Origin of the sequence: Streptococcus azizii, assembly GCF_001984715.1 — a bacterium.
Taxonomy (GTDB): Bacteria; Bacillota; Bacilli; order Lactobacillales; family Streptococcaceae; genus Streptococcus; species Streptococcus azizii.
Window position 1 is genome coordinate 177,854 of record NZ_MSPR01000002.1, and the last position, 11,428, is coordinate 189,281.

Annotated in this window: 14 protein-coding genes; 3 read left to right on the plus strand and 11 right to left on the minus strand. The window is 43.5% G+C overall.

The features are described from left to right. Positions 1–55 precede the first annotated feature (55 nt). Both BVE84_RS02105 and BVE84_RS02110 read left to right on the plus strand, forming a co-directional pair. Positions 56–883, plus strand: a complete 828-nt coding sequence (locus BVE84_RS02105; RefSeq protein ID WP_076995430.1) for an exodeoxyribonuclease III — start codon at positions 56–58, stop codon at positions 881–883. A 9-nt stretch (positions 884–892) separates the two neighbouring features. Next, positions 893–1,240: a VOC family protein gene (locus tag BVE84_RS02110; RefSeq protein ID WP_076995431.1), complete on the plus strand. Its 348-nt coding sequence runs from the start codon at positions 893–895 to the stop codon at positions 1,238–1,240. 713 nt (positions 1,241–1,953) lie between these two features. Here the strand turns inward: BVE84_RS02110 and BVE84_RS02115 are convergent. The 10 genes from BVE84_RS02115 to tmk form a co-directional block, all read right to left on the minus strand. Then, positions 1,954–2,307 (minus strand): arsenate reductase family protein, encoded by a 354-nt coding sequence (locus BVE84_RS02115; RefSeq protein ID WP_076995432.1) that lies wholly within the window; start codon positions 2,305–2,307, stop codon positions 1,954–1,956. After that, positions 2,307–2,804: a methylated-DNA--[protein]-cysteine S-methyltransferase gene (locus BVE84_RS02120; protein ID WP_076995433.1), complete on the minus strand. Its 498-nt coding sequence runs from the start codon at positions 2,802–2,804 to the stop codon at positions 2,307–2,309. Before BVE84_RS02120 ends, BVE84_RS02115 begins: the two co-directional genes overlap by 1 nt. Continuing rightward, positions 2,791–2,994 carry a DUF6440 family protein gene (locus tag BVE84_RS02125; RefSeq protein ID WP_076995434.1) on the minus strand — a complete coding sequence of 68 codons (204 nt, stop codon included), beginning with the start codon at positions 2,992–2,994 and terminating at the stop codon, positions 2,791–2,793. Before BVE84_RS02125 ends, BVE84_RS02120 begins: the two co-directional genes overlap by 14 nt. Before the next feature lie 7 nt (positions 2,995–3,001). Beyond that, positions 3,002–4,183 carry a phosphoglycerate dehydrogenase gene (locus BVE84_RS02130; protein WP_076995435.1) on the minus strand — a complete coding sequence of 394 codons (1,182 nt, stop codon included), beginning with the start codon at positions 4,181–4,183 and terminating at the stop codon, positions 3,002–3,004. A 59-nt stretch (positions 4,184–4,242) separates the two neighbouring features. Continuing rightward, positions 4,243–4,803, minus strand: a complete 561-nt coding sequence (locus BVE84_RS02135; RefSeq protein WP_076995436.1) for a GNAT family N-acetyltransferase — start codon at positions 4,801–4,803, stop codon at positions 4,243–4,245. After that, positions 4,803–5,894, minus strand: coding sequence for a 3-phosphoserine/phosphohydroxythreonine transaminase (gene serC / locus BVE84_RS02140; RefSeq protein ID WP_076995437.1), 1,092 nt, complete (start codon positions 5,892–5,894; stop codon positions 4,803–4,805). The genes BVE84_RS02135 and serC overlap by 1 nt, the downstream gene beginning before the upstream one ends. Positions 5,895–6,303: 409 nt before the next feature. After that, entirely contained in the window at positions 6,304–7,170 is an 867-nt protein-coding gene (gene rsmI, locus BVE84_RS02145; protein ID WP_076995438.1) for a 16S rRNA (cytidine(1402)-2'-O)-methyltransferase, read from the minus strand. A gap of 2 nt (positions 7,171–7,172) precedes the next feature. After that, the gene (gene yabA, locus BVE84_RS02150; protein WP_076995439.1) at positions 7,173–7,490 is read right to left on the minus strand and encodes a DNA replication initiation control protein YabA; all 318 of its coding nucleotides are present in this window, start codon (positions 7,488–7,490) and stop codon (positions 7,173–7,175) included. A gap of 3 nt (positions 7,491–7,493) precedes the next feature. Beyond that, positions 7,494–8,399: a DNA polymerase III subunit delta' gene (locus tag BVE84_RS02155; protein WP_076995440.1), complete on the minus strand. Its 906-nt coding sequence runs from the start codon at positions 8,397–8,399 to the stop codon at positions 7,494–7,496. Next, positions 8,396–9,037: a dTMP kinase gene (gene tmk / locus BVE84_RS02160; RefSeq protein ID WP_076995441.1), complete on the minus strand. Its 642-nt coding sequence runs from the start codon at positions 9,035–9,037 to the stop codon at positions 8,396–8,398. Before tmk ends, BVE84_RS02155 begins: the two co-directional genes overlap by 4 nt. Positions 9,038–9,230: 193 nt before the next feature. On the opposite strand from tmk, the gene BVE84_RS02165 reads away from it, so the two are divergent. Continuing rightward, positions 9,231–10,094 carry a YitT family protein gene (locus BVE84_RS02165; protein WP_076995442.1) on the plus strand — a complete coding sequence of 288 codons (864 nt, stop codon included), beginning with the start codon at positions 9,231–9,233 and terminating at the stop codon, positions 10,092–10,094. A gap of 630 nt (positions 10,095–10,724) precedes the next feature. Here the strand turns inward: BVE84_RS02165 and BVE84_RS02170 are convergent. Beyond that, positions 10,725–11,381, minus strand: a complete 657-nt coding sequence (locus BVE84_RS02170; RefSeq protein ID WP_076995443.1) for a CBS domain-containing protein — start codon at positions 11,379–11,381, stop codon at positions 10,725–10,727. Between the last annotated feature and the right edge of the window lie 47 nt (positions 11,382–11,428).

Consider the following 11,428-nt stretch of genomic DNA (forward strand, 5'->3'; position numbering starts at 1 on the left):
TGCTCTCTTCTTTTTTTGGTATAATATAAAAATAACAATAAGAAAAGGATACAGTATGAAACTCATTTCATGGAATATTGATTCCCTAAACGCAGCCTTAACGAGCGACTCTGCTCGCGCCCAGCTTTCACAAGCTGTTTTACAGACTCTAGTTAGAGAAGACGCAGATATTATCGCCATTCAAGAGACAAAATTATCAGCAAAAGGTCCGACCAACAAGCACTTGGAAATCCTTGAAGAACTTTTTCCAAACTATGAACATACGTGGCGTTCTTCTGTTGAGCCAGCTCGTAAGGGCTATGCAGGAACTATGTTCCTCTATAAAAAAGACTTGAATCCAGTCATTAGCTTCCCAGAAATTGGGGCGCCGACAACCATGGATTCTGAGGGGCGCATCATCACTTTGGAGTTTGATGATTTTTATGTGACTCAGGTGTATACGCCAAATGCTGGCGATGGTTTGAAGCGATTATCCGACCGCCAACTCTGGGATATTCGGTATGCCGAATATCTCTCACAACTGGATAGCCAAAAGCCAGTTCTAGCCACAGGTGACTACAACGTTGCCCACCACGAAATCGACCTTGCAAATCCTGCCAGCAACCGCCAGTCACCAGGATTTACAGATGAAGAGCGTGAAGGCTTTACCAATTTACTTGCCAAAGGCTTCACAGATACCTTCCGCTACTTGCATGGGGACCTCCCCCACCAATACACTTGGTGGGCACAGCGTAGTAAGACCAGCAAGATTAACAATACAGGCTGGAGAATCGACTACTGGCTGACCAGCAACCGAGTGGCTGACAAGGTAAAAAAATCAGAAATGATTGACTCAGGCGCCCGCCAAGACCACACACCAATCGTGATGGAAATTGACCTATAAGGAGAACAAATGATTACTGCATCCACGACCATGCTCTATGTGACAGATACCAAAGCGGCTATGACATTTTGGACAGAAAAAATGGGCTTTGTCCTTTTAGAAACAGCCGACCACGGCGAAGCTGTTTCCTATGAAGTTGCCCCCTCATCTGATGCCGCAACTAAATTTGGCATTCACGACCAACAGTGGGTAGCAAAAGCCAATCCTAATATGAATGTTGGCTTTCCAAGCCTTTTATTTGAAACAGAAGACCTAGAGGCTGAGTATGAGCGCTTGACCCAGGCAGGGGTTACCACCAATCCTATCATGGAATACCAAGGGATGAGCAATGTTATACTCAATAAAAATCAAAAGTAGACTAGGAAACGAAGGCGAAGGTAGAACTAGCGTTCACAGAGACTCTTGACAACGTATCCTTTTGATTTTTAAAGAGTATTACGTTTGCCGATAATAAAGGACACTACATCGCAGTAAGAGAAGGCAGGCAGAGATAAACGATTCTAATACTCACTAAAAATCAAAAGTAGACTAGGAAACGAAGGCGAAGGTAGAACTAGCGTTCACAGAGACTCTTGACAACGTATCCTTTTGATTTTTAAAGAGTATTACGTTTGCCGATAATGAAGGACACTACATCGCAGTAAGAAAAGGCAGGCAGAGATAAACGATTCTAAGGAAGTTGAAAACATCGAGAGTTTTCTATCCCGATGTTTTCAACTTCTTTTTCATGAACGGCCTTGTAAAGGAAAGGGAAACAAGAATGGGTAGCGCAAGCTATTTCTTGGTCCTATGCTCTGAGAAAGTCAAGCAGAACTATCCCAGCCAAGATGTAGACATGAAGAAAAAGCATGTAGCCATTTTCTAGCCACATGCATTCTTTCAACATATTTTCATTTTTTTACAGTCTATAGTCTGTTTAGTTTGCTTTTAGTACTAGGCAACGAGCTGCAGGCTGTACTTAGAGTACGGCAAAGTGAGTTAACGAAGTAATAAAAGATAAACTAAACGACTATATCATAGGGATTTCCCACCTACCGTCATGATGGCAGACGGCTTCTTACCCAGCTAGACTACAGGCCTAATTCCTTATAGGCAGTCCGATAGCCAATCTGTAGAATCTTCCCATCTTGAATCAGAAGGGGTCTTTTAATCAGCATTCCATCACTTGCTAATAAGTCCAAGGCTTGGTCCACCGTTAACTGGTCAAATCTGTCTTTTAAGCCTAGAGTGCGGTAGCTATTCCCCGATGTATTGAAATATTTTTTAAGTTCTAGTCCTGTAGCTTCCATCCATTCTTTCAACTGGCTGGATTGAGGGGGATTAGACTTAATATCAATCGCTTCAAAGTCGAGTCCTAGAGCCTGTAATTCAGCCTTCGCCGCCCGACAGGTTGAGCATTTTGGATATTCATAAAAGAGTAACATCAAGAGTCTCCTTTCTTCATCAATGATTCATGCGCTAATAACCAGCGCTTTTTTTCTACCCCGCCTGCATAACCTGTCAACTGTCCCTGACTGCCAACAACTCGGTGGCAGGGAATCAGAACAGAGATGGGATTTTTTCCAACAGCCCCGCCGACTGCCTGGCTAGAGCGACAACCCAAACGCTGAGCAATTTGTCCATAGGTCAGGGTCTCTCCACAAGGAATCTCCTGCAAGATTTGCCATACCGCTTTTTGGAATGACGTAGCTGGGACATCGATAGGCATAGCAGATACATCTACCGCCTGACCTGCAAAATAAGTATCCAGCATGGAGGTCGCTTGCATAAGTATGGGATGGTTTTCTAGCAAAGGGAGTTCTGATACTCCACGTTCAAAATATTGCTGGTTTTCAAACCAAATTCCCCGCAATCCTTTATCTGTTGCAATCAGTGACATGTCTCCTAAAGGGGACGAGTAGAACATTTTATAATAAGTCATCTTTATATTTTTTATTGATATTTGGTTTTCCTTCCGGATTGAACAAGGGACGCAATTCACCATCTCCTAACCGGAGATACTCGACCCCTGTCTCCTTATCAATCCAGAGAGCAGTGACAAGATTGATTTGAAATATTTCAAACCGCTCTCTTAACTCCTTCACATAGTCTTTTCGGTCTTTTTTATCCATCCCTATCTTATTTCCCTCTTTCAATAATCCGGACCTTGACAATATTTTCATCAGCTTCAAATTGAGCCGCAAGCGCCATAATTTTTTCCTTATCGGCTTCATCCAAGTCAAGCATGGTATAGGCATAGTCCCCTTTTGAGCGGTTCAAGATATTATCAATGTTAATATTGAGACTGGAGACAGCGGTAGAAATCTTGGCTACCATATTAGGCACATTTTTATTGATGAGGGTAATACGGAAAGGTGTTGAAAGGCTCTGGTGCATGTTGGGGAAGTTGACCGAATTCGTGATTTCCCCCGTCTCCATAAAGCGACGAATGGTTTGTCCAGCGGCAACCGCACAGTTGAGTTCCGCTTCTTCTGTCGATCCTCCGACATGCGGGAAAACGGTAATATGTGGCTTGTTGAGCAAGTCTTCTGTCCCAAAGTCTGTGATATAGTGACCCACAACACCTGTTGCAATAGCATCAAATAAGTCTTGATGATGGACCAATTCACCACGGGCAAAGTTAATGATCGTGGTTCCTTTTTTCATCATAGAAAAGGCCTCTACATTCAATAATTCGCGGGTGCTATCATTGAGTGGTACGTGAACTGTGATATAATCTGACTGGGTAAAAATCTCTTTCAAATCATCGACCCGTTTGACATGGCTCGAGATGCTCCAAGCTGTTTCGACAGACACATACGGGTCGTACCCCAAGACATTCATCCCCAAACGGCGGGCATCATTGGCAATCCTGGCTCCAATAGCACCGAGTCCAATCACCCCGAGAGTCTTCCCTGTAATTTCAGTTCCTGCAAACTGCTTCTTTCCTGCTTCTACTTGCTTAGGTACATCATCACCTGATAAGGTATTCGTCCAAGCAGTAGCCTTGATGTAGTCACGCGCGGATAACAAAATCGATGCCAGTACCGCCTCTTTTACCGCATTGGCATTAGCACCTGGCGTATTAAAGACAACGATGCCGTGGGCAGTTGCTTCCTCAATGGGAATGTTGTTAGTGCCTGCGCCTGCACGGGCAATGGCTTTTAGATTTTCAGGAAAAGCAACACCATGCAGATTTTCAGAACGGATGATAAAGGCATCTGGGTTCACTGCCTGATCTCCGTCAATCTGAAATTTATTTCCCAATTCCTTCAAGCCAATCTGGTTAATATTATTAAAGGTTCGTACACTAAATACCATCTTCTTTCCTAAAAGGGGTGGCGTCTGTCCATCCCTTCTCCTTCTTTCTATTCTTCTATTTAATCATTTCTGCCCAGCATCCAGCGGTCATCTTCTGCAATTTCTTGGTAAAGACTCGTTTCGTTCTTAGCCTTTATCTTCTGATAGGCCAAGCGTTCCCCGTCAATCGGTACTTTTCCGCAGTAAACAAAGCCCAATTTTTCCAGGATATGCTGCATCACTAGGTTTTTCTCATGGGTATCACATCGAAAATCTGGACCTTTTTGCCCCTCAATTAAACCTTGTAAAAAGGTCTGAATCACTTGCTGGCCACGAAACTTCTCACTAACGGCTACACGATGAAAAGTAGTATAGATAAAATGGTTATGTAGCCACTTGCCATCATATATTCCGTTATAGGCCGCCTCATTCCCAGTTTGAACTGCCGCATAGGCTGCCACCTGCCCCTTGACAATCGCAACATAGCCACGACCTGATAGAATATCATCAAAGATGTCCTCTGGACTCGGGTAACTTCCCTGCCACTGATTACTACCTGATTGGGCTAAAAAAGCCCGTGCATCTTCAAAAATCTGAGTAATCGCCTTCACTTCGTTGGGGTGAGCAAGTCGAATTTCCATTAGGCATTCTCCTCTTCAAAAGCCTTCATAAAGGCAATCAGATCAACCACTCCTTGATACGGAAAGGCATTGTAAAGACTCGCCCGCATCCCACCGACTGAACGATGCCCTTTGATGTTTTTAAAGCCTGCTGCAGTCGCTTCCTTGACAAATTTTGCATCCAATTCTGGCGTCGGAGATACAAAAGGGATATTGGCTACTGAGCGCTCTTCCACCTTGCTAACTGGATTGCTATAAAAATCCGACTGATCGATATAATGATACAAAAGGCCTGATTTTTCGCGATTGCGCTTCTCCATTTCATCAACCCCACCGATGTCCTTGACCCAGTCAAAAACTAGTTTGGCAATGTAAATAGAATAAGCAGGAGGTGTATTATAAAGCGACTCATTCTCAGCCTGAATGCGGTAATCTAACATACTGGATAAGACTGGAGTATCATTTAAGAAATCCTCCCGAACAATCACGACCGTCACACCAGCAGGTCCAATATTTTTTTGGGCACCAGCATAAATCATGGCAAAGTCCTCTACATTGTAGCGAGCCGCTAAAATATTAGACGACATATCTGCAATAACAGGAACACCATTGGTATCTGGAATCCTATAAACAGCTGTCCCTTCAATGGTATTATTCGTGGTCAGATGCACATAGGCTGCCTCAGGGTCGATTAAGCTCTTATCAAAGCTCGGTAATTCTCTATAGGTTATTTCTTCTGTTGACCCTAGCAAAATCGGCTCAAAGGCAATCGTTTTTGAGAGCTTGACAGCTTCTGTATAGGCTTTTTTCCCCCATGAACCACCCACTAGATAGTAGGCCTTCTTGCCTTTTGCAAAATTAAGCGGAATCATGGTAAACTCAAGCGATGCCCCACCTTGCAAGAACAAAACCTTATAATTGTCTGGAATAGCCATTAGCTCGCGTAAGGTCGCCTCAGCACCTTTTATAATTTCATCGAACTCTTTGGAACGATGCGACATCTCTAATACACTCATGCCTGAGCCATTGTAATCCAGAAATTCAGCCTGGGCTTTTTCTAAAACGGGTTTTGGCAATACTGCAGGTCCTGCAGAAAAATTATAGATTGTCATCCTATCCCTCCAAATTAAAAAGATTTTGTTTATTATATCACAAATTTTCAGACAACTCTATCTTTTTTTCTTATCCAGTAGATTCATTCGGATTTTATCCGCTCCCCTCTATTACGGAAGATATATAACGGCTCCTCCTGCCCAGTAAACAGGAAGAGCAAACGAATGGATACCCTGCGAAAATCAACCATAGCCTCAGGCAAGACCTATCCTGATTGGAAGCCAAAAATAGGATGGAGCGCTGTTCTACAGCCAGTACCAGCTAGTTCATTTTTGATAGCAGTCTAATACTCTTTAACAATCAAAAGGATACGTTGTCAAAAGTCTCGGTGAATTGAACACGCCCTAAACTCTGTGCGAAAAGGAGCCTCAGACCATCCCTTAATGGATAGATAAAAGACTGGGAAATCTATTTCTCCAGTCCATGATATTTATCATATACTTCCTGTTTTCTGAGTTGATAGCGTTTCGCAACTTCTTTGATGGCCTGATTGGGCTTTGAGCCACCAGCAATCAAGCTCTCTACTGCTGCTACCAAATCGATCTCGGGGGATTCCCCTATTGCTTTTCCGTCATAACCTGATACAATGATTAAGCATTCGCCTTTCAAGGGATTCTCCGCAATAGAAGGAAGGATTTCGCTAATCTGTCCACGCCGGTATTCTTCATACAATTTTGTCAATTCCCGCACGACAACAACAGAACGGTCTCCATAAATAGCCTGCATATTTTCCAGTGTTGCTGTGACCCGATGGGGGGATTCATAGAAAATCTGCGTTTCAGGATAGGTCTTTTTTTCCTCAAAAAAGGCCTTTTGTTGCCCCGACTTCCGAGGTAAAAATCCGTAAAAAATATGTGGTTGCGGTGCTAAACCCGAAGCAATCAAAGCCGTAATCCCTGCAGAGGCTCCCGGCAAGGCAACGACTGGAAGGTTTTCTGCAATCGCAGCCTTCACCAAATCATGTCCAGGATCTGAGATACTCGGAAGCCCTGCATCTGAGACTTGGGCAATAGACTGCCCAGAGCGCAACATGTCTAGCAAAAGAGGAATTTTCTCATGAGCGTTATGCTCATGAAAAGACATCTGGCGCGTTTCAATCTCGAAATGTTTGAGCAAAAGTCCTGTATTACGTGTATCTTCTGCTGCGATGACATCCACCGCTTGCAAGGTTTCAATCGCCCGAAAGGTCATATCTTGAAGATTCCCTATCGGTGTGGCTACTAGATACAAGGTACCATAGGGCAGGGAATGTTTTACTGATTTTTGAATCTGCATGCTTACTCTCTATTCAATAGTTCTAAACAAAACATACATGGCTCATCATTGTCCCTACGTTGTCCGTAGGAAAAGGTACAGATGTGAAAGCCATCTTCGTAGATATTCTCCAAGTTTTCCTTTCCAAAATTAGCCGTCCGACTCTGCTCTCGGTCATCTTTTTCCAAACGCTCCCTCAGTTTGGAATTTTCCAAGCGCAAATCGGTATTTTCTTCAATAACACCGCGTAGATGTTTCTTGATTGCCTCTACTTCTGCAAGAGTGACGAGCAGATTTTGGGAAAAACCATCCAAGGCATCAAAAATCTCTTTCTTGTCCATCTCCTATCCTTTCACTTGTTTTTCTGTTGATAACAACCAGTATTCTAAGGCATTTTGTAGACTAACATGACTCCGCCATTGTAGCTGAGCAAGCTGTAGATTCTCCAAGTAGGTCAATATTAGCGGATTTGCCATCTGCTCTGCTAACAACAGGGTGAGCAAATGAAACAGACGTGCTTGATCTGACTTTTCATCCACCAAACGAATCAAGCGGCCCACTTGTAAATAGGCCTTGTTGGGTTGTGTTAACAGCACCTCGATCCACCTTTTTGCCACCGCCATCAATTCTAAAAAAGATTTCTGACCAGCTAGTTGCTCAGCTTCTTCAATAGTGGTCGCAAGGCGAGCAAGTAGCTGAGCCTGGGTTTTCACTAAGCCTCTTTCTTCCAGCAATCGCTCTAAAATGTGTATATTTTTGGGGAAGTCCACCATCTGAACCCGACTTTTAATCGTTGCCAATACCTCTTGTTCCTGATTGGTCAGTAGAAAGATGCGGGTATCGCTCTGAGGTTCTTCAATGACCTTCAACAGTGAATTCGCTGCATTTGGGTGCATCTTCTCCGCGTCTCGAATGATAAAGACCTGCTGGTTCGCTTCAAACCCCGACTGAGAAAACTGTTTCACCAGGTCACGGATGGTCTCTGTTTTAATAGTATTCCCTTGGGGACTGATAACATTCACATCCGTAAATTCTCCCTGCTCAATCAAGCGACAGGCGCGACACTGTCCACAAGGAATACCTGCCACCTTATTGTCACAAAAAATCGCCTGACTCAGAAAGATGGCCATTTCAAAACTGGCAAAATTACCTGAAAAAAGGTAGGCATGTGCCAAACGCCCTTGCTGCAAAACAGTCTGGAACAACTGATAGATAGGGGGCTGTAAGCCCTGTAATTCTTCTTTTTTCATGTTTTATTTTTTAAAAAGCGGTCATAGATGACAGTAAAGGCTGCTTCTACAACCTCCTCCAACGACTGAGAGGCATCGATTTTGACAATACGGTCTGACTCCTTCTCCAAAATTGCCAAATAGCCAGTTCTCACACGCTCATGCATCTCTAGGGTCTCCATATCGAGTCTGTCAATATCACGAGTGCTATTGCGAGAAATCCGTGCCAGTCCTTCTTTTACATCAATATCAAAATAGAGTGTCAAATCTGGCTTGAGCCCATCTGTGACATACTGATTTAACCAGCCAATCGCTTCGGTATCCAAGCCCCTACCAAAGCCTTGATACGCAACTGAGGAATCGATAAAGCGATCAACCAAGAGTAGCTGTCCACTTTCTAAGGCTGGTAAAATGCGTTCTTGTAAATGCTGACGTCGTGCTGCAATATACAGCAACAACTCTGTCTTATCATCCATGGCTGTATTTTGAGGGTCCAAGATCACAGAGCGAATGTCCTCTGCAATCGCCACACCTCCCGGTTCACGGGTCGTAGTAACCTGCTTTCCTAGTGCTTCTAGGCGCGGAACCAACCTTTGTAAAACGGTCGTCTTTCCTGCTCCGTCTGGTCCTTCCAACGTGATAAATATTCCTTTTGTCATACAGATCCCCTATCATTCTGATTCACTTTTGAAAAGTATCGTCATTTCCCTTGAACACAACTTCTTTTATTCTACCAAAAAAGCCAAGAAAAAGCACTTTTTATTTTGTCTTGGCTTCCTATCTTGCATTTATCTTGTGTAAGCCCTTTTAATCTGTTAGAATGGAAGTAGATAAACCGAAAGGGGTAGTGGAGTGCTACGATTTAAGAATCTTTTTTTTATTATACTAGGTGCAGGGCTATTTGCCTTTGGGCTCAACTACTTGATTATCCCCAACCATCTCTATGAGGGGGGTGCAACAGGAATCAATCTGATTATTTATTATCTGTTTCGTATTCAGCCGTGGTTGATGAATATCCTGATCAACATTCCTCTATTTCTCCTCGGATGGAAAATTTTAGGAAAGCAAACGCTCTATTATAGTATCGTAGGTACTCTAGGCGTAACTACCTGGTTAGCTCTCTTTGAGCGCATTCCGATTCATATTCCCTTGGAAGGAGATTTAGTCCTAGTATCTATCCTGGGTGGCATCCTGCTAGGAGCAGGTCTTGGAATAATCTTCAAGGCTGGTGGCACGACAGGAGGAAGTGATATTCTTGCTCGAATCGGCCACAAGTACACCTCTTTCACCATTGGACAGATTATTTTGTCAATCGATATCCTAGTGCTGGTGCTGACCATCTTGGTCTTTCACGATCTCCGCAGCGTCCTCTATACCTTAATGATGGTCACCATCGTCTCCCGTGTCATTGATTTTATTAGCGATGGGAACTACGGTAGCAAGGGCGTCATGATTGTCTCTGAAAAATCACAAGAGCTGGCTCAAGCTATCGATGAAAATATCGAACGTGGCATCACCCTTATCAAGGCCCAAGGCTTTTATAGTAAAAAAGAAATCGACCTAGTTTACTCCGTTATCTACAAAGGCCAGCTCCAAGAAATGAAAGACCTGATCCATCGCATCGATCCCCATGCCTTTATCACCATTACCGATGCCCATGAGGTCCTGGGAGAAGGCTTTACACTGGACAGCAACAAACAACCCTTTAAACAATGACTTTGACCCCACTCACCATCAACTGTGAGTGGGGTTCTTTCCTCGTCTACTCTCTAACAAGATACAAAGGGCGTGTAAAAAGCGAATGAAAAATAGGAAATCGAAGCAGATGACTCCGACAACCGCTAACCTCGCTCTTTCGTTTTCAGGCTCGGGCTTCCGTGGTCACTTTCGTATTTATAGGTGACCAGTTTCAACAGTTCCCCGAACTGTTGAAATCCCCTGACTATTGCTATCCCAAAGGGATTCTCATCTGTAATCGGCTAAAGCCGAAACAGCTGCCTATCCCCAAGGGATTCTCATCTGTAATCGGCTAAAGCCGAAACAGCTGCCTATCTTTTTTCTCACATTTTTAGTCCGAACTCAGTTACATAAGATACAAAGCCCGTGAAAAACTCAAAGCGAAAATAGGAAATACGACGAAGAAACTGGAGTTTCTAGGAGTATTTATCTTTTTCGCACAGAGTTTAGGGCGTGTTCAATTCACCGAGACTCTTGACAACGTATCCTTTTGATTTTTAAAGAGTATTCAATAACCTCCACAAGGCTATTGACGCAGCCTTGGGATAGCTTCCTAGTTTGAGCAGTAACATCAGATTCACCCAACATAAAAAGAGCAGCTTGCTCTTTTTATATTTTTTTCGTCTGAGTTGGCATCATGCTGTCCACCTTGATACCGGCCTGTTCAAAAATCAAGGCTACCTGCTGGATGTCCACCTTGCCGTCAATCTGGACTTCAATGACCACGTTTCCTGACTTATCCGCAATCTGAACAGTACTGACAATATTATAACCTTGGTCTGAAATCAGTCTGATAATCTTTTCAAGCTCTCCTGCCTTATTTTCTACCAAGAAGCGCACACGAACCCCTGCTTCTCCGTAGCCAGATACGTGTAAGAAAGCTGCAAACACATCACGATCTGTAATAACTCCTGCCATTTGGTCATTATCTACAACAGGCAAAATGCCAACCTTGTTCTTATACATCAGATAAACCGCATCTTCTAAACTTGCAAATTTAGATACGGTGATGACATCACGAATCATCACGTCACGGACCTTTGTTTTATTCAATAGGTAATTCATCTCATAAATGGATAGACTGGTCGCCTTTGAAGGGCTTGCCTCTGCAATCGTTCCTTCTGTCACAAGACCCACTAAGCGATCATTTTCAATGACAGGTAAGCGATGAATCTCTTGCTCACGCATCAATTCCGCTGCATGTGCAATCGTCGTATCCGGTGAAATATAGACAACCTTTCGCGTCATAAAATCTTTAACTGCCATGGATAATCCTCCTCATCTGTTCTATAGGTATAGTATACCACAAAATA

Coding starts and splice junctions, on each gene's coding strand:
- BVE84_RS02105 (WP_076995430.1), top strand. CDS start 56: ATGAAACTCATTTCATGGAATATTGATTCCCTAAACGCAGCCTTAACG.
- BVE84_RS02110 (WP_076995431.1), top strand. CDS start 893: ATGATTACTGCATCCACGACCATGCTCTATGTGACAGATACCAAAGCG.
- BVE84_RS02115 (WP_076995432.1), bottom strand. CDS start 2,307: ATGTTACTCTTTTATGAATATCCAAAATGCTCAACCTGTCGGGCGGCG.
- BVE84_RS02120 (WP_076995433.1), bottom strand. CDS start 2,804: ATGACTTATTATAAAATGTTCTACTCGTCCCCTTTAGGAGACATGTCA.
- BVE84_RS02125 (WP_076995434.1), bottom strand. CDS start 2,994: ATGGATAAAAAAGACCGAAAAGACTATGTGAAGGAGTTAAGAGAGCGG.
- BVE84_RS02130 (WP_076995435.1), bottom strand. CDS start 4,183: ATGGTATTTAGTGTACGAACCTTTAATAATATTAACCAGATTGGCTTG.
- BVE84_RS02135 (WP_076995436.1), bottom strand. CDS start 4,803: ATGGAAATTCGACTTGCTCACCCCAACGAAGTGAAGGCGATTACTCAG.
- serC (WP_076995437.1), bottom strand. CDS start 5,894: ATGACAATCTATAATTTTTCTGCAGGACCTGCAGTATTGCCAAAACCC.
- rsmI (WP_076995438.1), bottom strand. CDS start 7,170: ATGCAGATTCAAAAATCAGTAAAACATTCCCTGCCCTATGGTACCTTG.
- yabA (WP_076995439.1), bottom strand. CDS start 7,490: ATGGACAAGAAAGAGATTTTTGATGCCTTGGATGGTTTTTCCCAAAAT.
- BVE84_RS02155 (WP_076995440.1), bottom strand. CDS start 8,399: ATGAAAAAAGAAGAATTACAGGGCTTACAGCCCCCTATCTATCAGTTG.
- tmk (WP_076995441.1), bottom strand. CDS start 9,037: ATGACAAAAGGAATATTTATCACGTTGGAAGGACCAGACGGAGCAGGA.
- BVE84_RS02170 (WP_076995443.1), bottom strand. CDS start 11,381: ATGGCAGTTAAAGATTTTATGACGCGAAAGGTTGTCTATATTTCACCG.